The organism is Nocardia concava NBRC 100430 (assembly GCF_000308815.1).
GTDB classification, from domain to species: domain Bacteria; phylum Actinomycetota; class Actinomycetes; order Mycobacteriales; family Mycobacteriaceae; genus Nocardia; species Nocardia concava.
This window is the reverse complement of sequence record NZ_BAFX01000115.1, coordinates 1-22,266: the sequence shown is the minus strand read 5'-3', so window position 1 is coordinate 22,266 and position 22,266 is coordinate 1. Positions and strand designations below refer to the sequence as shown.

Genomic DNA, 22,266 nt, shown 5'->3' with positions numbered 1-22,266 from the left:
CCGGCATGCTTTTGGCCGGAATCCACTGCGGCCGAGTAGATTCCGGCCAAAAGCGCGCCGGAATGACGGAGCGGTCGCGTCAGTTGGCGGGAGTGCCGGAACCGGCGTCGGGAGCGGTGGCGGCCGGGCTGTCCGGGGCCTGGGCCGGGGTGGTGGGCGTCGCGGGGGTGGTCGGCGCGGCCGAGGTGGTCGGGGCCGACGAATCCGGCTTGGCGGGATCGACCTGCGGGACCGGCGGCGGGGTGTCGGCGACGGAGAACAGGCCGACCGTCGGCAGCACCACGCAGCGCGCGTTCGGGTAGTCGATGGTGCCCCACAGCGAGGCGATGACATTGCCCGCGCCCGCGTCCACGGTCTTGGACAGCGCCGGGAGGTTGTATTCGGTGCGGTCGTCGAGCGCGGTGATGCCGCTGCGGCCGTTGTTCACGTTCAGCCAGGCCACGGTCAGGCCGGAGTTGAGCGGGAAGCCGTTCTGCTGCGCCAGCGCCTGGAAGCTGACATTGCCCGCGGGCAGCGCGATCTCGGTGTGGTTCTGGGTGGTGACACCGCTGACGGCCATGGCCTGGGTGAGGCTGAACGGCATATTGAAGCCGCAGCCGAGGGTGGGCGCGAGGTACGAGAACGGCGTGAACTGAATGTTCTCCAGCTTCGCGGCGGCCACCAGCTGGGCGGTCTTGGCCATGTTCGCGACCGCGGTCTTGCCCGCGACATTGTCGCCGACTTCCTGGGTGAGCTGGTCCAAGCCGATCTCGGCGGGGGTCTTCGGCTGATCGGCGGACGCCGTGCCTGCTGTGCTGAGTACAGCAGTGCTGGTCGCGCCCAGAACTGCCGTGGCGGAAAGGGCGGCGACCGCGAGAGCGCGCCGCGACGTGGTCCAACCGTTCACTCGTGCTGCTCCTCATCGGATACGGATTACCGGCAACGTACCAGCTCCGCATGAGAGTCGCCGCGTCGAGCCATCCGGTCGGTGTGATCCGGCCGACAGCCAACTCATTACCGGGGGGTAAGTTTATTGGCGACATCACAGCGACGCTCGGGAGAAGCAATGAAGCTGGCCCTATCACCCGATGAGGTGAAATTCCGGGACGAACTGCGCGAGTTCTACCGGACCAAGATCCCGGCGGAGATCCGCGACCGTGTGAAGTACGGTCTCGAACTCTCTCGCGATGACATCGTCACCACCCACCGCATCCTCAACGCGAACGGCCTGGCCGTGCCGAAATGGCCGGTCCAGTGGGGCGGCCAGGACTGGACGCCCATGCAGCGCCACCTCTGGGAAGACGAGATGCAGCTGGCCTCGGTACCCGAGCCGCTCACCTTCAACGCCCAGATGATCGGACCGGTGATCGCCCAGTTCGGTTCGGAGGAGATGAAGCAGCGCTTCCTGCCGCCGACCGCCAACCTCGACATCTGGTGGTGCCAGGGCTTTTCCGAGCCCGACGCGGGGTCGGACCTGGCCTCGCTGCGCACCACCGCGGTGCGCGACGGCGACTCCTACATCGTCAACGGCCAGAAGATCTGGACCACGCTGGCCCAGTACGCCGACTGGATCTTCTGCCTGGTGCGCACCGACCCGGCCGCCAAGAAGCAGGCCGGCATCTCGATGCTGCTCTTCGATGTGAAGACGCCCGGCGTGACGATTCGCCCGATCAAGCTGATCGACGGCCACCACGAGGTCAACGAGGTCTTCTTCGAGAACGTCCGGGTGCCCGCCGATCAGTTGGTCGGCGAGGAGAACATGGGCTGGACCTACGCCAAGTTCCTGCTCGGCAACGAGCGCACCGGTATTACGGGCGTCGGGCGCACCAAGGTGAAGCTGGGCGTCGCGAAGGAGTATGCGGCGCAGATCCGTTCGGGCAGCGGCACGCTGCTGGAGGATCCGGTGTTCGCCGCGCGGATCGCCGAACTGGAGAACGAGTTGCTCGCGCTGGAGCTCACCCTGATGCGCGTGGTGTCGAATTCGACCGGCGACAAGCCGAATCCGGCGTCTTCGGTGCTGAAGCTGAAGGGTTCGGAGCTGCAGCAGGCGGCCACCGAACTGCTGCTCGACATCGCCGGACCCGACGCGCTGCCGGTGCACGCCGACGACATCGCCTCGCCCGGTTGGGCGCAGCGCAGCGGCCCCGGCTACCTCAACTACCGCAAGACCACCATCTACGGAGGCTCCAGCGAGGTGCAGCGCACCATCATCGCCTCCACCATCCTCGGATTGTGAGCTGCCGCCATGGATTTCGAACTCACCGATGAACAGGTCATGCTGCGCGATACGGTCCGGGACCTGCTGGGCCGCGCCTACGACCCGGAGAAACTGCTGAAGGTCACCGACACCGACCTGGGCTGGAGCCGCGACGTGTGGCGGCAGCTCGCCGAACTCGGCGTCCTCGGACTGGCTTTCGCCGAGGAGGACGGCGGCGTCGGGGCCGGACCGGTCGAGACCATGGTCGTCATGGAGGAACTCGGCCGCCGCAACGCGCCCGAACCGCTGCTCGACGCCGTGCTGGTGCCGGGTGAGCTGGTGGCCCGCGCGGGCACCGCCGCGCAGCGCGAGCGCGTGCTGCCCGGGCTGGTCGCGGGCGAGACGCTGCTGGCCTTCGCGGATGCGGAGCCCGGAAGCCGCTGGCCCGCAACCGAACTCGCCACCACCGCGGTGCTCGACGGCGACACCTACCGGGTCACGGGCGTCAAGAACCCGGTGCCGCACGGTGACTGCGCCGACCAGCTCGTGGTCAGCGCGACCCTGCCCGGCGGCGAGATCGGCCTGTTCCTGGTCGCGGCCGACGCCGAGGGTGTCACCCGCACCGGCTACCGCACCTTCGACGAGCGCCGCGGCGCGCAGATCGAATTCGCCTCCGCCGCGGCCGAACTCCTCGGCGAGGGCGGCGATGCGCGGCCGGTGGTCGACGCGGTGACGGTGGCCGCGCAGGCCAGCCTGTGCGCCGAATCGCTGGGTGCGATGGAAGAGGCGCTGCGCCTGACCACCGAATATCTGAAGACCCGCAAGCAGTTCGGCGTCACGCTGTCCAAGTTCCAGACCCTCACCCAGCGGGCCGCGAACATGTACGTGTCGCTGGAACTGGCTCGCAGCATGAGCCTCTACGCCACCGCCGCGGTGGACGACGGCTCGGCCGACCAGGTCGCGGCCTCCCGCGCCCGCCTCCAGGTGGGCCGCTCCGCCCGCCACATCGGCCAGGAATCCATCCAGATGCACGGCGGCATCGGCATCACCACCGAATACCCGGTGAGCCACTACGTCGCCCGCCTCACCGCCATCGCCCGCACCCTGGGCGGCGACCTGGAACACCTGCGCGTCCTCACCGACCGCGTGGGGGATTACACCCTGGTCGAGTTCTAGCCTCGCCTCGAGTCGCGCCCCCTCCAACCGGCAGGGGCGCGACCCGTGTCCGCCGATAATGCATTGGTGTCGTTCGCAACTCGCTCGCCTGCACGAATGCGTTCTCGAGGGCGGGTGTCCCAGATAGTGGGCGATGGGGTGCGAAGTTGGAAATTGGGTGGGGGCAAGGAGATTGGCGCGCGTAGGGTCTAGGGGTGGGCGGAGAAACTGTACGGCTGGATGGGAACACCCTGGTGCTTCCCGGTGGGGTGGGGGTGCGGTTCATCCGCACGCTGCGATTGCCCGAGCAAGGGACACATCCCCTGCCGCCGGGGCTGGGCGAGTTTCCAGTGCGGCGGGTCGCGGATTACGTGGACTCGGTGCCGGAGGAATGGGCCAAGCGTGGTGGCGTGATGCTGCCGATGTACTTGCGCGAGGCGATGTGGCTGTCGTTCTCCGCGACCGAGCCCGCCGCATTGCAGATCGGTGTGGGCAAGGTCTGCGCGGTCTCCGGCAAGCCGTGGAGTGACCGGCTCGGCCGCGATCCGCAGAACTATGTCGTGCTGCCCAAGCAGCCGTGGCTCGACGGCATCAACTCCGGCTCGGGCACCATCCGCCAATTCATCGCGGTCCCACTGGGATTGGGCGCGACCGTGGAGGGTCAGATCACTGGCGAGGAGACGCACGGCGGCATCCAGCTCCAGAACTTCTCGCTCAACGACACCGAGCTGGCGCGCTGGCGGCGGGCCGAAGAGGAACGCCGCCGGGCCGAGGCGGCCGAACGCGTCCGCGCGATCAGCTATGCCCCCATGCCAAGCCCGCCACCGGCTTTCGGCGCGCCCGCCCCGGGTAGCGCCGCACCGCCCGGCTATGGCGCGCCCCCGTCTGCGCCGGGTCTCGGAGGCCCCCCGTTGCCCGCGCCCGGCAGCGCCGCCCCCGGTTCGTCGGCCCGTCTGTTCGGACAGCGGCGCCCGCGCGCCAAGACCATGGGCCTGGGCGTCGGCGGCACCATGCGCCAGGAGATCTTCAAGGACGACCGCCCCCTGGAGGCATGGTCGGTCCAACCCTCCGCCCGCCTCTTCGTCCACCTGGTGACCCCGCCCGATTGGCAGCGCATCACCGGCGAGGCCGCGCCTCCGTCCCCGGTCGACCGCAAGGCCTACACCGCCGCGGGCCTACCCTGGTTCGACTACTTCGACTCCGACGCAACGGATTTGGCCCCGGCCGAGCCCCTGGCGAACGTCACCCCGGTCGGCGACTGGCTCGGCGACGACCACGAGCCTTGGCAGAACCCGACCCCGGGCCAGGTCCATCACCTCGGCGACAAGAAAGGCAAACCGGTCGAAGACGGGGAGTGGTGAGCGGTCAGACGGGCCGCAGAGCGCCTGGTCGAAGATTCTCATCGTCATTCCGGCGTGCTTTTGGCCGGAATCCACCTCGGACAGCGAGATCCCGGCCAAAAGCACGCCGGGATGACGGGTTGGGCTCACGCTGGGATGACGGGCTGGGCTTCCGTCAGCGCTCAGCCGTCGGAGTTGTCCGTGGCGGCGTGGTCGGTGGTGGGCGCTGTTGTCGGCGCGAGGGTGGTCTCCGGCACGGTGGTGACCGGGGGTTCGGTTGTGGGGCGCGGGGATTCGGTGGTGGTCGTCGGCCGGGTGGTGGTCGGGCGACCCGAAATCGGCGGAGTCGTGCGGGTGGTCGCGGCCGGATCATCCGGGGTGGCGGTGATCGTGGAGATGGGGGCGCGGCGCGACGGCATGTCGGCGGCGACTCGCCAGGTGGGGGAGGGCGGGATGACCACGGCGGGGGTCGTGCTGGTGCCCTTGGCCGAAGTCACCGGGGCCGCTTGGAGATCGGCGTTGATGGGCGGGGGCGCCACATACGTGTCCGTGTGCCCGAGGCCGCAGGCGCCGAGCAGGATGAGGCTGGCCGAGACGACGCCGACCGCGGCCGCGGCACCCACCACCGGCTTGGGCAGGTGACGCAGCGGGGTGACCGCGCGGTCGTCCGCGCCGGCGTTGCTGCCGTCCATTGGGGGCACTCCTGATTCGTGTCGAGTGGGCTCACCCTAACGGAGGCTGCGGGCTTGGGCCAGGCGGGTGGTCGGTTCGCTAGCGCGACAAGGCGGGCGATTCCGGAAGCCTCGAAAAGATTTCAAACAGGGGTGATTCAGATATCGAATTAGTAAACTCGGCGCGTTTCGCATACGTGTCGTCTGGACATTCCGTTGCCGGGCCGTAATCTGTGTCCAAAGTTACACGTGAGACGCTCGGAATTAGCCGAGGGACGCGCCGAAGAATCGCGAGACCCGGCGGGCGTCTATCGAGGAGTGGATGATGGGTGCTTTTTCGACCTCTCCATTGCGCGCATCACTGCGTGCGGGGGAGCCCGCGGCCCCCGGGGCGCTGCGAATGTCGGCAATCCTGGCCCGGGTCGTCGCTTGGCTGATCTTCCTGGGCGGACTCACCGGTGCGGTGCTCGGCATCGCCGGGCTGCGCGTCGAAATCACCGTCGCCGGATTGATTCTCGCCTGCACCGCGGGCCTGGTTTTGTTGAAGCTACGCGCGGACGCACACCCTAGCTAATTTCTCGCGAACTAATTGTTCGCGCCGATAACCCATTCGAATGCCTCGGCTTTCGACCGTGCGCCTTCCGCTGTGCGGGAACGATTGGCTTCGCCGAGTTCTTTCAGCAAATCTTCGGAAATCGATACCAGGTCCGACAATACGGACGGGGTAAACCATTCCGGCCTAGTGGCGAACAACAGATCCTCGCTCGCGGTATTGCCCGACGCCCCCGGCGCGAACGGGCACCCGCCCAGCCCGCCGAGTGAACCGTCCACCACCGCCGCGCCCGCGGTCAGCGCCGCCAGCGAATTCGCCACGCCCATGCCCCAGGTGTCGTGCCCGTGGAACACGATGCGCTGTTCGGGGGTTCCCCAGCGCCCGGTCGCGGCCACCGAACCGATCAGTGCCGCAACCTGACCCGGGTACGCCTGGCCCAGGGTGTCGGCGATGACGATGTCCGACGAGCCCTCCGTGCGGGGATCGGCGGCGATGGCCAGCACCCGCGCCGGATCCACGGGCCCGTCGAACGGGCAGGTGAAAGCCGTTGCCAGGCACAGCTGAATGCGCCCGCCCGCCTCCTGCGCGAGGCGCACGGCCTCGGGCATGGCGGCCACGCTGTCCTCGGTGGTGCGGCCGATATTGGCCTTGTTGTGCGCGTCCGACACCGAGAAGCAGTACTGGAAGTTGCGCACCCCGGCCTCGGCGGCCCGGGCCACGTGCCGCGGCGTGGCCACCCACACCCAGCAGCGCTCCAGTTCCTCCGGCGTCAGCCGGGCGACCAGTTCGAGGGTATTGGCCATGGGCGGCACCAGATCCGGCCGCGCCATCGACCCGATCTCCAGCTCCGGAACGCCGAGCGCCAGCAGCCGGCGCGCGATCTCCACCTTGCGCTCGGTGGGCAGCACCTTGCCGGTGAGCTGCAGCCCGTCGCGCAGCGTGACATCCCGCAGACTCATGAGTTCGCCTCCAGTGCCTCGATATCGGAGTCGGACATGCCGAGCAGTCCGGACAGCACCTCGCGGGTATGCTCGCCCAGATCCGGGCCGACATTGCGGATCGGCAGCGACTGCCCGCCGATGACCGGGACGATGCCGGGAAACCCGACCTCCTTCGGTTCCGGCTCACCGACGTCCACCCGGAACGGCTGGATCATATTGCGCGCCTTGTACTGCTCGTCGGTGACGATGTCGGCGGCGGTGTAGATGGGACCGCACGGAATGGCGGCCGCCTCCAGGATCCGCAGGGCCTCGTCGCGGGTCTTGGTCCGGCTCCAATCGGCGATCGACGCGTCGAGCCGCTCGCGGTTGCGCCAGCGTCCGGCGTTGTCCTGCAACTCCGGATCGGCCGCCAGGTCGGGGCGCTCGATGACCTGCATGTACCGCTGGAAGATGGCATCGCCGTTGCCGCCGATGATGATGCTGTAACCGTCGCTGGTCGGGTACGCGTTGCTGGGCGCGATGCCTTCCATTCGCCCGCCGACCCGCTCGCGGTTGATGCCGTAGGCGAGATAGTCGGGGACCAGCGACTCCATGACCGACAGGATGGATTCGTTGAGTGCCACGTCGATGATGCGCTGCTCCAAGGGAACCCGCTGTACCCGCTCGCGCTGGAACAGGGCCATGACGGTGCCGAAAGCGGCGTAGATCCCCGCGATCGAGTCGCCGATGGACACACCCACCCGCACCGGCGGCCGATCCGGATCGCCCACCAGCTCGCGCAGCCCGCCGACCGCCTCGGCCACCGCCGCGAAGCCCGGCCGCTGCGCGAGCGGACCGGTCTGCCCGTACGCGGAGATCCGCGTGATCACCAGATCCGGATTGGCCTCGTTCAGCGCCTCCGGCCCCAGCCCCCACTTCTCGAGCATGCCGGGCCGGAAGTTCTCGAGCAGCACATCGCACTCTTTGATCAGATCCAGCACGATCCCGCGCCCCGCCTCGGTCCGCAGATCCAGCGTGATCGACTTCTTGTTCCGATTGACCGTCCGGTACAGCATCGACGTATCCCCGCCGTACAACCGCCAATTCCGCAGCTCATCACCGGTTTTCGGCCGCTCGACCTTGATCACCTCGGCCCCGAAGTCCCCGAGTATCCGCCCGGCCGTCGGCGCGGCGACGTAGTTACCCAGTTCCAACACCCGCACACCATCCAGCGGCCGAATCTCCATGCCCACAGTTTGGCCTACCGGCGTTGCCGATGTGATCGGCCTCTGCCATCCCGGGTGTAGCTGGCCTCTGTCATCCCGGCGTGCTTTTGGCCGGGATCCAACGCGGACGGTGTGGATTCCGGCCAAAAGCACGCCGGAATGACGAGGGCCGGTGCGACGTCGAGAGAGAGGTTCGTCGTCGCACCGGCCGGGCCGTCGGTCACGATGTGCGCAAGTGCATCGCGATCCACGGCATCGAGTCGTGTCGGCCCGCGGTTCGGGCGGGGCAGGGTGAGTGGCAGACACCCCGCACCGCGCGAATCGCGGTGCCCCGCGCCGGTATTCAGGCGGCGCGGGCGGCGACCTCCTCGATGATCGAGTAGTGCTCGGCATTGCCGGCGATGATGGTGCTGGTCTCGCCGTTCACGCCGACCGGGACGTCGCCGGCCAGGGTGATGCGGGTGAGGCGGCGGGGCTGGCCGTCGTAGTCGTCGATGGCGTAGTGCTGGGTGGCGCGGTTGTCCCAGATCGCGACGTCGCCGAGCTGCCAGTTCCAGCGGGTGGTGTTCTCCAGGCGGGTGACGCGGTTCTGCAGCAGCTGGAACAGGGCCTGGGATTCGGCGGCGGAGAAGCCGACGAAGTTCTTCACGAAATGGCCGAGCAGCAGGGCGCGTTCGCCGGTGACGGGGTGCACGCGCACCACCGGGTGCTCGGTCTCGTAGTAGCTGGACTCGAATTCCTCGCGGTAGGCCTTGATGTTCGCGGTCACCTGCTCGTTCTCGCCGCGCGCGACCTCGGTGCGGTCGGCGGCGTAGTCGTAGGCATTGGTGTGCCGCGCCCGCAGGTTCTCGACCAGGGCCTTCAAGGGAGCGGGCAGCGAGTCGTAGGCCGCCACGGTCGAGGCCCAGGTGGTCGAGCCGCCGTAGGGCGGCAGGTGCACCGCGCGCAGGATCGACGCCTTCGGAATCCGGTCCACGAAGGTGACATCGGTGTGCCAGCTGTTGGCGCGGCCGTACTCGGAGTCGATGGGCAGGGTCTTGACGCCCTTGGAGGTGACTGTCGGGTGCGGGGTGGTGGGCGCGCCCAGCAGCTGCGCGAACTCGTACTGCCCGTCCTCGGTCAGGTGCTCCTGGCCGCGGAAGAAGATCACCTTGTGCTTGTGCAGCGCGTCCTGGATGGCCTGAACGGTGACCGAGTCCAGGTCGCCGCCCAGCCGGACGCCGTCGATCCGCGCGCCGATCTTGCTGCCCAGCTGCACGACAGTGATATTGGAAGTTGCGTAATCGACGGACATGCAATGCCTTTCGCCCGGAGGAACGGCCCGTATTCGGGCCTCCCTCAGGACACCAGCGTCACGCCCGGCGAAACAGGTTCAGGATCAGCCGGATCGAAACGGGCTTATCCGACGTGCTCGCGCAGGTAGGCCAGGTCGTCGGCGACACCTTCGGCCGGGGTCTCCAGGATCACCGGAGCACCGGCGGTCTTGCACACCTCCGCCAGCAGCTGCGGATCGATCGTCCCGTCCGCGAAGTTCGCGTGCCGGTCCGCACCCGAATCGAACGCGTCCCGCGACGAGTTCAGGTGCACCAGATCGATGCGCCCGGTGATCGCCTTGATCCGCTCCACGATCCCGACCAGCTCCTCACCACCGGCCCACGCGTGGCAGGTGTCGAGGCAGAACCCGGCGCCGAAATCCCCGACCGCGTCCCACAGCCGCCCGATATCGTCGAAATACCGTGCCATGGCGTGGTTTCCGCCCGCGGTGTTCTCGATCAGGATCGGTACCGGGAACCCGCCCTTGTCGGCCTGGCGCTCGAACAGCTTGCGCCAGTTGACGAATCCCTCCACCATCTCGGCGTCGGAGCGCACGTGCCCGCCGTGCACCACCAGCCCGATGGCGCCCAGCTCGGCCGCGGCCTTGGCCTGCTGCGCCACCGCGTTGCGCGAGGGCATGCGCAGCCGGTTGTTCAGGCTGGCCACATTGATCTGATAGGACGAGTGCACCACCACGTCGATATCGCTGGCCTTGATCTCCTCGGCCCGCGGATGGGGTGTGGGCTTGTCCCAGCTCTGCGGATCGACCACGAACATCTGGATGACGTCGGCCCCCAGCTTCTCGCCGAAGCCGATCGGGTCGCTGTCCATGCGGACGTGAGCTCCAATACGCATGCGGAACAGCCTATCCCTGACCACTGACAGGGGGACGGCGGTTACCTGCGACTACAAGCAAACGTTGAGTGTTGCGTTAGCGGGCCTTGCATAGATAGTTCGGTAGGCCGCGAATCGGCTACAGTTTCGGTGTTTTCGGATCGGTTCTCGCGATCACGCCGATCGTCTGTAGTACCTCGCGGGCTGGTGGGTCCCGGCCGCGGAGTGGAAAGTGGGAGATCGTCATGCTGTCCGAAGGTGACGTTTTTGCTGGGTATGTCATCGAACGGCAGCTCGGCCGCGGTGGCATGGGTTCGGTGTATCTGGCCAAGCATCCGCGGCTGCCCCGCCTGACGGCGCTCAAGCTGCTCAATCGGGAGATGGTCTTCGACAAGGAGGTCCGCGCCCGCTTCGAGCGCGAGGCCGACCTGGTCGCCCAGCTGGACCACCACAATATTGTCACCGTCTACGACCGCGGGCTCGAGGACGGACAGCTGTGGATCTCCATGCAGTACATCGACGGCATCGACGCCGCGAGCGTCACACCCTCGACGCTGCCGCCGGAGCGCGCCGTGCAGATCGTGGCCGAGATGGCCGACGCCCTGGACTACGCGCACCGCAACGAGGTGCTGCACCGGGATGTGAAGCCCGCCAATATCCTGCTGGCCCGCTCCACCGGAGGTAAGGGCGAGCGGGTCTATCTCACCGACTTCGGCATCGCGCGCCTGCGTGACGACAGCGGTCACCTCACTCAGACCGGCACCTTCACCGCGACCCTGGCCTATGCCTCGCCGGAGCAGCTGACCGGTTCCGCGCTGGACGGTCGCTCCGACCAGTACTCGCTGGCCTGCACCCTGTTCTGGCTGTTCACCGGCAACGGCCCGTTCTCGGCCACCAATCCGGCCGCGGTGATCCAGGGTCATCTGCAGAATCCGCCGCCGCCGCTGGGCAACAGCCGTCCCGGGCTGCCGCAGTCCTTGGACATGGTGATCGCCAAGGCCATGGCCAAGCGGCCCGAGGACCGCTTCGCCAGCTGCAGCGAGTTCGCCGCCGCGGCCCGCCGCGCCCTCGCGCATCCGAGTGCGCCCGCCATGCCGCTGGTCGGCCGCACCGCCCCGCCGATGCCGGTGGCCCCGCCGCTGACCGGTGGCGCCATGCCGACCGGCATGCCCATGTACACCGGCGGCGCCATGCCGACGGGCGGGCCGATGCAGACCGGCGGACAGATGCCGACCGGTGTTCCGATGCAGACCGGTGGTCCGATGCAGACCGGTGGTCCGATGCCGACGGGCGGTCAGACGCCGACCGCCATGCCGTACACCGGTGCGCCCATGCCCACCGCCGGCCCGCGCCCCCAGACCGGTCCCGCGCAGCCGTATCCCACTCCGCCGCAGGCCAATCCGACCCCGCCGAAGCCGGTGACCGGCAACTACACCGGCCGTGGCACCAACCAGTACACCTCGCAGCCGTCCTACGCGTATCAGGCGCCCGTGCAGCCGCAGCGGCCGCCGGTCGCACCGGTCGGCGGGCATCGGGCCGCGCCCCCGAAGAAGTCCAATACCGGTCTGCTGGTGGGCATCATCATCGCCGTGGTGCTGCTGCTCATCGTGGTGGTCGCGGTGGTGGCCGCCGCGGGCAGCAGCAAGTCGAGTTCCACCAAGAGCGCGCCCACCATCTCCGCGACCGACGCGCCGGCCGGCGACAAGCAGATCGACTGGTCCGCCGCGGCGAAGGAGTTCCCGAAGCTGTTGCCCGCCACCAAGACCGGCGGCAAGGGCTACAACGGCGCGACCTGCTGGGTGGCCGATTCCCCGGTCGCCTCCGACGCCACCGACGGCACCCCCGACTTCGGCGACTGGACCGTGCAGTGGCGCTGCTACGGCGGCAGCGACAACAAGGACCCCTTCTACCGCATCTTCGCCTACGACTCGGCCGCCGCCGCGCAGTCGGTGCTGAGCGGCCTGACCCCGGACACCAAGTCCAATGACGTCAACGGCGGCAAGACCTACGCCAACTACCAGCTCACCGGCGACAGCCACCCGCGCATCGTGACCGCCTTCACCGACTCCGGCCGCACCCAGTACCTGATGTACACCGACGGCCTGTCCGGCAGCCTGGACCCGGTCCTGAAGTGGTGGAAGAACGCCCCGCTCAACTGACCTGACCTGCGCAGATGACAGCCCAGCGCCGGGCCACGTAGGGTCGCGAACCGAAGGAGTCGGTCGAAAGGGTCTGTGTGCTTCGCGCTGGGGAAGTGTTCGCCGGTTACGAGATCGAACGCGAACTCGGCCGGGGCGGCATGGGATCGGTGTATCTGGCCCGGCATCCGCGGCTGCCCCGGCTGATCGCGCTCAAGCTGCTGAGTCGCGATGTCTTCGGTGATATCGAGGTCCGGCGGCGGTTCGAGCGGGAGGCCGATCTGGTCGCGCGGCTCGATCACCCGAATATCGTGCCCGTCTACGACCGCGGCATCGATGACGCGCAACCGTGGATCGCCATGCGCTACATCGACGGTCCGGACGCCGCGCAGCTGGAGGCCGCGAATCTGCCGCCGCGCCAGGCGATTGCGATCATCGCCGACACCGCGCGCGCCCTGGACTTCGCGCACCGGCGGGGCGTGCTGCACCGGGATGTGAAGCCCGCCAACATCCTGCTCGAGCATGTCGACGGCGAGCAGCGAGTCTTCCTGGCGGACTTCGGCATTGCCCGACTGCGCGATGACGCCACCAAGCTCACGCAGACCGGCTCGTTCACCGCGACGCTCACTTACGCCTCGCCGGAACAGCTGTCCGGTCAGCCGCTGGATCCGCGCTCGGATCAATACTCGCTGGCCTGCACCCTGTTCCGGCTGCTCACCGGCAATGTGCCGTTCGCGGCCGAGCATCCGGTGGGCATCATCCACGGCCATCTCAATCAGGCTCCGCCGCCGGTGAGTTCGCTGCGCGCGGGCCTGCCGCCGTCGCTGGACGCGGTGCTGGCCCGCGCCCTCGCGAAACACCCTGAGGGACGGTTCGATTCGTGCACCGAGTTCGCGACCGCCGCCCAGCAGGCGCTGGAGAATCCGGCCGGTCCGACCCAGGTGCTGGCGCACGCGCCGTTCGCGCCGCAGCCGACGGCCGTGATGACCGCGCCGTTCGACTCGAATTCCGCTCCGGGACAGCAGCATTCCGCGCCGGGGCGGCATGGTTCCGCCCCGGGGCAGCGTCCCGCCGCGACTTCGCGGTACACCGCCCAGGTGGCCGCGCCGCCCACGCCGCGACCCGTCCCGCCGCCACCCCGCCGCAAGAAGCGCTCGAAAATGCGCGGATGTCTGCTGGGCGCGGCGGCCGTCGTGGTGCTGCCGCTGGTGGCGATCGCCGGGTGCGTCGCCATCCTGGATCGGTCGTCGAATTCGAATACGACCGTCACCACCAGCGTGGAGCCGACCACCGAGGCCGCCGAGCCGACCGTCACCGAGACGACCGATCCCGCGGCGGGCCTGCCCGAGCACGCGGGCGCGGCCGCCCAACTGCTGAGCCAGCGTTTCCCGCAGATGCTGCCCCAGGCCGACCCGAGTTCCACCTCGAACTCCGGCACGGGCTACCAGGGCGCGTCGTGCACGACCTACGAACCCGCCTCACCCCCACCCGACTCGGGGTCGGGCGACCCGGATCTCGGGGCGTGGGAGATCGCCTGGAACTGCACCGGCATGGGTCATCCGGCGTACCGCTTCGTCATGTACCGCTCGGCCGCCGACGCCGAGGACGCGCTGGCCGCCCTGTCCGGTTACACCAAGACCGACGTCAAGGTGCACGGCAACCAGTACACGAACTACCAGCTCAGCGGCAGTGCGCTGCTGCGCCCGCGGCTGGTGACGGAGTTCCATTCCGGCGACGGCAAGCACGCCTTCCTGATGTACAGCACCGCGTTCCTGGCCACCGACGAGCAGCTCATGGACTGGTGGCGGACCGCCCCCATCAATTGAGGGCTGGCCGCCCCCGGCAATTGTGTGGAGTCTGTGAGGAGTAGCCCATCAGGGAGTTCCCGGATGGCATGAGCCCTCGAACCTCGACACACTGGACATCATGACTTCGAACGTCTCGGATTCCGTCAGCCTGGAGCAGGGCGCGGCCGCGGTCGCCGCCAGCGCGACCGATCTAGTGAAGATCTACGGGTCGGGCGATACGCAGGTCCACGCGCTGGCCGGGGTGACGGCCGAGTTCGCGAAGGGCGAGTTCACCGCCATCATGGGTCCCTCGGGCTCCGGCAAGTCGACGCTCATGCACTGCCTGGCGGGTCTGGATTCCGCGACCACGGGCGCGGTGCACATCGGTGAGACGGATCTCACCCGGCTCTCGGACAAGCAGATCACCGCTCTGCGCCGGGACCGCATCGGCTTCGTCTTCCAGGCGTTCAACCTGGTCCCGACGCTGACCGCGTTGGAGAACATCACGCTGCCGCTGGACATCGCGGGCCGCAAGGCCGACGAGGAATGGCTCTCGACCGTGGTCAAGCGGCTGGGCCTGGGCGACCGGCTCACCCACCGTCCGAGCGAGCTGTCCGGCGGCCAGCAGCAGCGTGTGGCGTGTGCCCGCGCGCTGGCGGGCAAGCCGGACATCATCTTCGGTGACGAGCCGACCGGCAACCTGGACTCGCACTCCTCCGGTGAGGTGCTCAGCATTCTGCGCGCAGCCGTCGACGAATTCGGTCAGACCGTGGTCATCGTGACCCACGATCCGCGCGCCGCCTCCTATGCCGACCGGGTGGTGTTCCTCGCCGACGGCAAGATCGTGGACGAATTGCGCGGGCCGACAGCCGAATCCGTGCTCGACAAGATGAAGTCGCTGGAGACGCTCTGATGTCTGCCTCCCCGATGCGCAAGGTCGCCTTGCGCAATCTCGCCGCGCACAAGGTGCGACTGGTGCTGACCGTGCTGTCGGTGGTGCTCGGAACCGCCTTCATCTCAGGGTCTTTCATCTTCACCGACACCCTGCAGTCCACCTTCGACGGCATCTTCTCCACGCAGGCGCGCGGAGTGGATGTCCGGGTCTCGCCCAAGGAGCAGCAGTCGCTGGGCGTGCCGAACGATGTGGTGGACAAGATCTCCCACATGGACGGCGTGAAGACGGTCGCGCCCAGCGTCAACGGCCCGGTCATGCTGTTGAAGGACGGGCATGCCGTGCAGACCGGTGGTGCGCCGACCATCGGCCAGTCGTATCTGCCGCCGGGGAAGTCGGTGGCGGAGCCGGACAAGTTCATCGAGGGCACGCCGCCGTCGAGGCCCGGTGAGATCGCCATCAACAAGGGCGGTGCGGAGCGGGCGGAGCTGAAGGTCGGCGACCACACCAAGGTGCTGGTTCCGTCCAAGGGCAATATCGATGTCACCGTCTCGGGCATCTACGACATCGACGCCTCGAACACCGGCGGGTTCATCGCGCTGCAGTTCGAGGACTCGCAGGCGCGCCAGCTGTTCACCGACGGCCAGCATGTCGCCTATGTCGATATCGCCGCGAATCCCGGTGTGAAGGCAGATGATCTGCGCGATCAGATCAAGGCCGCGCTGCCCGATTACAAGGTGCAGGACGCCGATCAGGTCCGCGACGACTTCAAGCAGCAGCTGGGCAATGCGCTGAAGTTCATCAACTACTTCCTGCTCGCGTTCGGGTCCATCGCGCTGATCGTGGGCACGTTCATCATCTACAACACCTTCTCGATGCTGGTGGCGCAGCGGCTGCGCGAACTGGCGCTGCTGCGCGCGGTCGGTGCTAGCCGCCGGCAGATCTCGCGCTCGGTGGTCGGGGAGTCGCTGATCGTCGGATTGATCGGCAGCGCACTGGGTCTCGCGGCGGGCGTCGGGCTGGCGTTCGGTTTGTCGGGGCTGCTCAATGCCTTCAAGCTGGGGCTGCCCACCGGCACCATGTCGTTGCAGCCGCGCACGGTGCTGGTCGCCCTCGGCGTCGGCACCCTCGTGACGGTGCTCAGCGCGTACGCGCCCGCACGCCGGGCGGCCAAGGTGCCGCCGGTGGAAGCCATGCGCTCGGAAGCGAATTCGTCCGGTGAGTCGCTGCGGGTGCGGACCATTATCGGCGCCGTGCTGGCGGTGGCCGGTGTGGTGCTGGTCGTGCTGGGCGCCCGCGGTACCGGCGGCGGCGCGGCCTCGGTGGTCGGAATCGGCGCTGCCGCATTGATTCTCGCGGTGCTGTTCGCGTCCCCGGCGCTGTCGCGGCCGGTGGTGAGCGGGCTCAGCGTGCTGGTGCGGCCTTTCGGTCCGGTGGGAAGGATGGCGCGCAACAACGCGATTCGCAATCCGCGCCGCACCGCCGCGACCGCATTCGCGCTGACGCTGGGCCTGATGCTGGTGTCCGCCATCGGCATGCTCGGCTCCTCGGCCAAGGCCAGCGTGAGCGACCTGGTCGACAAGGGCGTGACCGCCGACTACATCCTGCAGGGCCCGCCCGGCGGCATCATCGGCGTCCCCCTGGCCGCCACCGATACCGTCAAGCAGGTGCCGCAGGTCAAGGACGTGGTGGCCTTCCATGGCATCGCGCTCAAGGTCGACGGCAAGCAGCTGATCGGCACCGTGCCCGAGGGTCCGATGGACAAGGTCCTCAACTACACCATGAAGCAGGGCACCGACCAGCTCGGCGACAACGACATCATGGTGTCGGAAACCTATGCGGGCGACCATGATTGGAAGGTCGGCGACAGCGTCGAGGTGACCAGCCTGGACTTCAAGAAGTACAAGGTCACCGTCGCCGGCATCTACAAGGACACCCAGCTGCTGCAGTCGCTGGTCGCCTCGAAGGCGCTGTACGAGAAGACGGTTCCGGTCAGCTACCAGAGCAGCTTCCTGGTCCTGGTGAAGGGCCAGCCCGGCGCCGACCTCCCCGCCATGCGCAAAAACCTCGAGAAGGCCACCGAACAGTACGTGATCGTCCAGGTCCAGGACCGAGACGACTTCAAGGGCGCGCAAGGCAAACAAATCGACACCCTCCTGGCCATCCTCTACGGCCTCCTGGCCCTGGCCGTGGTGATCGCCATCCTCGGCATCGTCAACACCCTGGCCCTATCGGTCGTCGAACGCCGCCGCGAAATCGGCATGCTCCGCGCGGTAGGCATGCAGCGCCAACAGGTCCGCCGCAGCATCTACCTAGAATCCATGCTGATAGCCATCTTCGGCGCGGTAGTCGGCGTCATCCTGGGCCTCGGCCTCGGCGTAGGCTTCCTCAAAACCCTTGCCGAACTGGGCATCTCCACCATCGCCGTCCCCTGGACCCAAATCGTCCTGATGCTCCTCGCCTCCGGCATAGTCGGCGTCCTGGCCGCCCTGTGGCCCGCCATCCGGGCGGCGCGGACACCCCCGCTGGCCGCGATCGCCGACCTGTAGGCGGCCGGCGCAGTATCCGTTCCTGCCGATGTCAGGTCGGGTTCGACTGGCTGTTCAGGTCAGCCGCGCGCGATCGGTGAAGTGTCACGGCTGATCGCCCTCGGTCTCCGGCCGGCGATGCGCGGCCAGGAACTCGTCGACGATGCGAACATGGTCGCTGTGGGTGGTGCGGGCGGCCCCGACCAGGCGGCCATAGGCGATGGGGCCGACCAGTTGCGCGACCACCGCGGGCACGTTGTCCGTACCGAGCGCCGCACGGCCCTCCTCGGTCGCGAACAACTCCTCGAACGGCTGGCGGTAGTGGTAGTTCAACGCCAGCCGGAACATGTCGGCCTTGCTCAGCTGCGTGCCCAGATCAACCGGGGTACCCGCGGCGAGCCAGGTCAGGGCCACCTTGCGCACCGGTGCGGCGTGGATGACCTCGGCCTGGCGGTCGAGCAGCTCGATCAGCCGGTCGCGCACCGGCCCCGCGTCGGGTGCGGTCGCCACGGGCACCAGAGCGCGGTGCAGGGCGGCCGTTCCCGCCATGACTCCCTTGCCGACGTACTGGTACATGGTGTTCTTGGCGGCCTTCTTCCGCTCGCCGTACAGGTAGATCGCCAGCGGCTTCAATCCACCCGATTTGACCAGAGTCACCACCGCGCGTAGCTGATCGGCCCGTGTCATCGGCGCCTGCGGAGTCTCCGTCTGGCGGGTGTCTTCGGTGGTCTCGGTGGTCATCGGGATCCTTTCATCCACAGCCTGCCGCCACTGCTCCGGCAGCAAATCCACCCCCGATATTACGTACGGGCGTTTCACACACTCCGGCACGCCGAAAGAGGGCCTGGCCGAACCGATTCCGCTGCCGCTCGAACGAACTTCGTGGTCGACCCGTGGCGTCGACCAGGGCTAGCGGGCCTGTCGGTTGTTCCCTCGGCTGCGATATACCCCTTGGGGGTATGAGAAGGGTCACACGGCTCACACCTGTTCCCTTAGTACCCCCTGGGGGTATCAATATCGAGTTGGAACTTTCGGTGGTCGCACGGCGGCCCGGACTCTCGTCAGGGGAGTGATTTCTATGTCCATCTCGAATGCTGCGCCGCCTGCGTCGCGGCGGTGGATTGCCTTGGGGCTCATTGCCCTTGCTCAGTTCATGGTCATCATGGACACGTCGATCATCGGTGTGGCGTTGCCGAAGATGCAGGACTCGCTGGGCTTCTCGCAGGGGAATCTGTCCTGGGTGTTCAATGCCTACGTCGTCGTGTTCGGTGGCCTGCTGCTGCTCGGCGGCAAGCTGTCCGACATTGTGGGAGCCCGCCGGATCTTCCAGATCGGCTGGGGCGTACTGGGTGTCGGGTCGCTGGTCGCGGGGCTCGCCGGGAATGCGGCGGTGGAGTTGATCGGGCGCGGCGTGCAGGGTGCGGGTGCTGCGCTCATCGCACCTTCGGCGCTGACATTGCTCATGATGTTGTTCGGCGGTAATCCGAGTGAGTTGACCAAGGCGTTCGCCGTGTACGGGGCCGCGGCGCCCGCGGGTGGCACCGCAGGGGTGTTCCTGGGTGGACTCATCACTCAATATGCCTCGTGGCCTTGGGTTTTCTACATCAATATCCCGATCGCCGTGGTGGCGTTGCTGGCCGCGCCGGCGCTGGTGCCCGATGGTGCGATGGCGCCGAATGCCCGCGTTGACGTACTCGGCGCGGTGACAGCCACTCTCGGCCTGGGCGCTGCGGTATTCGGTGTGGTGCGCGCTGATTGGGCCTCGGCAACGACCTGGCTGGTGCTGGTGGCGGCGGCTGTTCTGCTGGGTGCGTTCGTCGCCGTTCAGGCTCGCCGCAAGGAGCCGTTGATGCCGCTGGCCATCTTCCGTGCACCGGATCTCGGCGCGGCCAATCTCGCCCAGGTGCTGCTGGGTGCGGCGTGGGTGCCTATGTGGTTCTTCCTCAACCTGTACCTGCAGCAGGTGCTCGGCTACTCGGCCTTCCCGTCCGGCGCGGCGCTGCTCCCGATGACCGCGCTGATCATGGTGGGCATGATCGCCATCTCGCCGAAACTGTTCGCGCGCTTCGGTGCTCGCACCATGACCATCGCCGGACTGCTGCTGCTGGCGGCCGGGCTGGTCTGGCTGTCGTTCATCCGCCCGGACGGCAATTTCTGGGTCGATGTCCTGCCCGGCTCGCTGGTCGCCGCCCTCGGCATGTCCCTGGCCTTCATCCCCACCCTCCAGACGGCCATCTCGGCCGCCCCGCCGCAGGAGGGCGGCCTGGCCTCGGGCATCGTGAACACCGGCTACCAGATCGGTTCCGCGCTCGGCCTGGCCGTGGTCACCGCGATTGCCGCCCACGCCGGAGCCGATCGGCTCGGCGACCCGGCCGCCCTGACCGACGGGTTCTCGGCCGCTTTCCTCGCGGCCGCCGTCATCGGAGTGGTCGCCGCGGCTCTCGCCCTGGCCACCTTCCGCTCACCGGCCCGCCGCGCCCAGCCGGTCACCGCGGGAGTGTGACGAATCCCGTTCGATACCACGCATTTCCGAATGGAAGTGCGTGGTATCGGCGAGCACGCAATTGGCGTGATCGGTCCCGTCCGAGTCCGTCGACCGCGAACTAGCGTCGAAGACATGTCAACGACAGCACGGCAATCAGTGAACAAGACTGTCTTGATCTGCGGCGCGAGCGTCGCCGGTCCCGCCCTGGCGTATTGGCTGCACCGATACGGCTTCACCGTCACCGTGGTCGAGCAGTCCCCGCACCTGCGGGAGGGTGGCTACAAGGTCGACATTCGAGGCGTCGCCATGGCGGTCATCGACCGAATGGGCCTGCGGGACCGGATAAGTCGAGCCTCGACCGCCATGCGCGGCGGCGACTGGGTCGACCGCACCGGCAAGCGGCTGGCGACCCTGGGACCGGATCTCATCGGGCTGCGCACCGCCGCGGACGATGAGGTGCTGCGGGGCGACCTGGCGCGAATCCTGTTCGACGCCACCGCCGCCGACGTCGAGTACGTCTTCGGCGATTCGATCACCGGACTGGACCAGCACACCGACCGCGTGACCGTCACCTTCCAGAACTCCGCGCCCCGGGATTTCGATCTGGTGATCGGCGCCGACGGCATGCATTCGGCCACGCGCCGAACGGTTTTCGGGCCCGAGGACCAATTCTCCCGATCGACAGGCCTCGCGGTCTGCGTCTTCTCGGTGCCCAATGAACTCGGCCTGGACCACTGGGAACTGGTGCATCCCACACCCGGCCACATCGTGCAGCTCTACAGCACCCGCGGCGCGGCGGCCAAGGCGCAGTTCATCTTTCCGGCGCCCGACCATCTACCCGACCGGCACGACCTCGCGTCCCAGCGGTGCGCGGTGGCCGAGGCCTTCGCCGACGCCGGGTGGGAGGTGCCGCGCCTGCTGGACGCCATGCCGGAGTCGCCGGACTTCTTCTTCGATGTCGCAAGCCAGATCCGGCTGGACCAGTGGAGCCGTGACCGGGTCGCGCTGGTCGGCGACGCCGCCTGGTGCCCGTCGCCGATCTCCGGCCAGGGCACCAGCATGGCGCTCGTCGGCGCGTACGTGCTCGCGGGCGAATTGTCCGCGGCGGCAGGCGATCACGCGCTCGCCTTCGCCCGCTACGAGAGCAAGCTCCGCGACTACATCGCCGAGAACCTCGACCTGGGCTGGAAGAACGCCAACGACATGGTCGCGGCGACGCCCGGCGCGCTCCGCGTCCACATCACCGCCATCCGGGTGATGCGCTATCTGCCGTGGAAGGGCATGGCCCTGCGTTCGATCATGAAGCCACTCGTGCACGCCGCCAACGCGATCGAGCTCGACGACTACCGAGCCGTCACCACTCCTGCTTGATGACGAAGTAGCTGCCTCGAATGGTCCCGGCCAGCTTGGACTTCTGCCTCGCGAATTTGAAGCGGGAGTCGAGTTCGGCCGGGACTTCCATGCCGTCGGAGAGTTTGAAGCCGACGGCGCGCTTCTTCGGGTCGTCCTCGGTGTACAGCACATTGATCGACAGGCCGTTTTTGTAGAACACGTAGGTCCACCGGATGTTCTCGACCTTGAAGGCCGAAACCTCCAGCGGCGGGGACTCGATGACGAGATCCTTCTCCGCCGCGAGAATTCGGTTCACCCAATCGATGGAGTCCTCGGCCTCGTCGGCGGGCACCACCGTGAAGTCGTGGTCGTACTTGTTCTTGAAGTACCGAGCCTCGTTCGCCCGCAGCCCGGCCAGCGCATCCGCCACCGGCGAGGATTCCAGACCGACGGTCGACACGTTCTTGAAATCCACGACGTACGCCACGGTGAACTCCTTACTCGTATGTACCGCCAGAGATCACCAACGCCGAGGTGACGATGGTGTCGGGGTGCTGCGGAGCATCGGCCTTGGACTTACTGCTGCTGATGATCACCGCGATCACGATGATGACGATAACCAGCACCGTGACGATGGCGGCGATAAGCCACGCTGTGGTGCTCGAATTCTTCTGCGGCGGCGTGTAAGTGGGCGGGGGAGCGGTGCGGGGCGCGTAATTGGTCTGGGGCATTTGCTGACTCGGGTACGCCGGGGTGGAGATCGGCGGATTCTGAATCGGCTGGTGCGGGTAGGACGGGGTCGACTGCGGAGGGACCGGATAGGTCGGGTTCGGACCTTGGCCGGTGTAGGCCGGGCCGGGGCCCACCAAAGGCCGTGGGGTCGACGGCGTCGGCGTCGGGGCCTGCTGGATCACC

General features: G+C 67.9%; 18 protein-coding genes and 1 pseudogene. 10 read left to right on the top strand and 9 right to left on the bottom strand.

What is annotated here, in order from left to right:
• Positions 1 to 79: 79 nt before the first annotated feature.
• On the bottom strand, positions 80 to 886 hold the full coding sequence (locus ON43_RS27210; RefSeq protein WP_051179330.1) for a hypothetical protein: 807 nt from the start codon (positions 884 to 886) through the stop codon (positions 80 to 82).
• Between the two features lie 159 nt (positions 887 to 1,045).
• On the opposite strand from ON43_RS27210, the gene ON43_RS27205 reads away from it, so the two are divergent.
• From ON43_RS27205 to ON43_RS27195, 3 genes are all read left to right on the top strand, one after another.
• A complete protein-coding gene (locus ON43_RS27205; RefSeq protein WP_040811982.1) occupies positions 1,046 to 2,215 on the top strand; it encodes an acyl-CoA dehydrogenase family protein in 1,170 nt (389 codons plus the stop codon).
• A 9-nt stretch (positions 2,216 to 2,224) separates the two neighbouring features.
• The gene (locus ON43_RS27200) at positions 2,225 to 3,352 is read left to right on the top strand and encodes an acyl-CoA dehydrogenase family protein (protein ID WP_040811980.1); all 1,128 of its coding nucleotides are present in this window, start codon (positions 2,225 to 2,227) and stop codon (positions 3,350 to 3,352) included.
• Positions 3,353 to 3,546: 194 nt separating this feature from the next.
• Complete coding sequence (locus ON43_RS27195; RefSeq protein ID WP_040811978.1) at positions 3,547 to 4,692, top strand: hypothetical protein; 1,146 nt, start codon at positions 3,547 to 3,549, stop codon at positions 4,690 to 4,692.
• 161 nt (positions 4,693 to 4,853) lie between these two features.
• Here ON43_RS27195 and ON43_RS27190 read toward each other — a convergent pair whose 3' ends face one another.
• Positions 4,854 to 5,363 carry a hypothetical protein gene (locus ON43_RS27190; RefSeq protein WP_040811976.1) on the bottom strand — a complete coding sequence of 170 codons (510 nt, stop codon included), beginning with the start codon at positions 5,361 to 5,363 and terminating at the stop codon, positions 4,854 to 4,856.
• 304 nt (positions 5,364 to 5,667) lie between these two features.
• Here ON43_RS27190 and ON43_RS27185 point away from each other — a divergent pair, with 304 nt between their 5' ends.
• Positions 5,668 to 5,916, top strand: coding sequence for a hypothetical protein (locus ON43_RS27185; RefSeq protein WP_051179331.1), 249 nt, complete (start codon positions 5,668 to 5,670; stop codon positions 5,914 to 5,916).
• 11 nt (positions 5,917 to 5,927) lie between these two features.
• Here ON43_RS27185 and ON43_RS27180 read toward each other — a convergent pair whose 3' ends face one another.
• From ON43_RS27180 to ON43_RS27165, 4 genes are all read right to left on the bottom strand, one after another.
• Entirely contained in the window at positions 5,928 to 6,854 is a 927-nt protein-coding gene (locus tag ON43_RS27180) for a hydroxymethylglutaryl-CoA lyase (RefSeq protein ID WP_040811972.1), read from the bottom strand.
• On the bottom strand, positions 6,851 to 8,062 hold the full coding sequence (locus tag ON43_RS27175) for a CaiB/BaiF CoA transferase family protein (RefSeq protein WP_040811970.1): 1,212 nt from the start codon (positions 8,060 to 8,062) through the stop codon (positions 6,851 to 6,853). Before ON43_RS27175 ends, ON43_RS27180 begins: the two co-directional genes overlap by 4 nt.
• Before the next feature lie 322 nt (positions 8,063 to 8,384).
• On the bottom strand, positions 8,385 to 9,335 hold the full coding sequence (locus ON43_RS27170; RefSeq protein ID WP_040811969.1) for a TauD/TfdA dioxygenase family protein: 951 nt from the start codon (positions 9,333 to 9,335) through the stop codon (positions 8,385 to 8,387).
• Between the two features lie 104 nt (positions 9,336 to 9,439).
• Positions 9,440 to 10,210: a deoxyribonuclease IV gene (locus ON43_RS27165; RefSeq protein ID WP_040811967.1), complete on the bottom strand. Its 771-nt coding sequence runs from the start codon at positions 10,208 to 10,210 to the stop codon at positions 9,440 to 9,442.
• Positions 10,211 to 10,434: 224 nt separating this feature from the next.
• On the opposite strand from ON43_RS27165, the gene ON43_RS27160 reads away from it, so the two are divergent.
• The 4 genes from ON43_RS27160 (at position 10,435) to ON43_RS27145 (ending at position 17,555) form a co-directional block, all read left to right on the top strand.
• A complete protein-coding gene (locus ON43_RS27160; protein ID WP_040811965.1) occupies positions 10,435 to 12,348 on the top strand; it encodes a serine/threonine-protein kinase in 1,914 nt (637 codons plus the stop codon).
• A 77-nt stretch (positions 12,349 to 12,425) separates the two neighbouring features.
• On the top strand, positions 12,426 to 14,153 hold the full coding sequence (locus tag ON43_RS27155; protein WP_040811963.1) for a serine/threonine-protein kinase: 1,728 nt from the start codon (positions 12,426 to 12,428) through the stop codon (positions 14,151 to 14,153).
• A 100-nt stretch (positions 14,154 to 14,253) separates the two neighbouring features.
• A complete protein-coding gene (locus tag ON43_RS27150; RefSeq protein WP_040811961.1) occupies positions 14,254 to 15,027 on the top strand; it encodes an ABC transporter ATP-binding protein in 774 nt (257 codons plus the stop codon).
• Positions 15,027 to 17,555: an ABC transporter permease gene (locus ON43_RS27145; protein WP_245568769.1), complete on the top strand. Its 2,529-nt coding sequence runs from the start codon at positions 15,027 to 15,029 to the stop codon at positions 17,553 to 17,555. The genes ON43_RS27150 and ON43_RS27145 overlap by 1 nt, the downstream gene beginning before the upstream one ends.
• 84 nt (positions 17,556 to 17,639) lie before the next feature.
• Here the strand turns inward: ON43_RS27145 and ON43_RS42815 are convergent, their stop codons facing one another.
• Positions 17,640 to 18,275, bottom strand: a complete 636-nt coding sequence (locus ON43_RS42815) for a hypothetical protein (RefSeq protein WP_157514211.1) — start codon at positions 18,273 to 18,275, stop codon at positions 17,640 to 17,642.
• Positions 18,276 to 18,612: 337 nt separating this feature from the next.
• Between ON43_RS42815 and ON43_RS27135 the strand changes: the two genes are divergently transcribed.
• A complete protein-coding gene (locus tag ON43_RS27135) occupies positions 18,613 to 20,037 on the top strand; it encodes an MFS transporter (RefSeq protein ID WP_040811995.1) in 1,425 nt (474 codons plus the stop codon).
• 114 nt (positions 20,038 to 20,151) lie between these two features.
• On the top strand, positions 20,152 to 21,390 hold the full coding sequence (locus ON43_RS27130) for an FAD-dependent monooxygenase (protein WP_174416499.1): 1,239 nt from the start codon (positions 20,152 to 20,154) through the stop codon (positions 21,388 to 21,390).
• Here ON43_RS27130 and ON43_RS27125 read toward each other — a convergent pair.
• Positions 21,374 to 21,838: a DUF8821 family protein gene (locus ON43_RS27125; RefSeq protein ID WP_040811958.1), complete on the bottom strand. Its 465-nt coding sequence runs from the start codon at positions 21,836 to 21,838 to the stop codon at positions 21,374 to 21,376. The two genes, ON43_RS27130 and ON43_RS27125, sit on opposite strands and share 17 nt — an antisense overlap.
• Positions 21,839 to 21,848: 10 nt before the next feature.
• Positions 21,849 to 22,266 (bottom strand): annotated as a pseudogene (locus ON43_RS45955) (hypothetical protein); the annotation flags it as partial.

Coding starts and splice junctions, on each gene's coding strand:
- ON43_RS42815 (WP_157514211.1), bottom strand. CDS start 18,275: ATGACCACCGAGACCACCGAAGACACCCGCCAGACGGAGACTCCGCAG.
- ON43_RS27150 (WP_040811961.1), top strand. CDS start 14,254: ATGACTTCGAACGTCTCGGATTCCGTCAGCCTGGAGCAGGGCGCGGCC.
- ON43_RS27200 (WP_040811980.1), top strand. CDS start 2,225: ATGGATTTCGAACTCACCGATGAACAGGTCATGCTGCGCGATACGGTC.
- ON43_RS27160 (WP_040811965.1), top strand. CDS start 10,435: ATGCTGTCCGAAGGTGACGTTTTTGCTGGGTATGTCATCGAACGGCAG.
- ON43_RS27135 (WP_040811995.1), top strand. CDS start 18,613: ATGTCCATCTCGAATGCTGCGCCGCCTGCGTCGCGGCGGTGGATTGCC.
- ON43_RS27175 (WP_040811970.1), bottom strand. CDS start 8,062: ATGGAGATTCGGCCGCTGGATGGTGTGCGGGTGTTGGAACTGGGTAAC.
- ON43_RS27180 (WP_040811972.1), bottom strand. CDS start 6,854: ATGAGTCTGCGGGATGTCACGCTGCGCGACGGGCTGCAGCTCACCGGC.
- ON43_RS27165 (WP_040811967.1), bottom strand. CDS start 10,210: ATGCGTATTGGAGCTCACGTCCGCATGGACAGCGACCCGATCGGCTTC.
- ON43_RS27145 (WP_245568769.1), top strand. CDS start 15,027: ATGTCTGCCTCCCCGATGCGCAAGGTCGCCTTGCGCAATCTCGCCGCG.
- ON43_RS27190 (WP_040811976.1), bottom strand. CDS start 5,363: ATGGACGGCAGCAACGCCGGCGCGGACGACCGCGCGGTCACCCCGCTG.
- ON43_RS27205 (WP_040811982.1), top strand. CDS start 1,046: ATGAAGCTGGCCCTATCACCCGATGAGGTGAAATTCCGGGACGAACTG.
- ON43_RS27185 (WP_051179331.1), top strand. CDS start 5,668: ATGGGTGCTTTTTCGACCTCTCCATTGCGCGCATCACTGCGTGCGGGG.
- ON43_RS27170 (WP_040811969.1), bottom strand. CDS start 9,335: ATGTCCGTCGATTACGCAACTTCCAATATCACTGTCGTGCAGCTGGGC.
- ON43_RS27130 (WP_174416499.1), top strand. CDS start 20,152: ATGTCAACGACAGCACGGCAATCAGTGAACAAGACTGTCTTGATCTGC.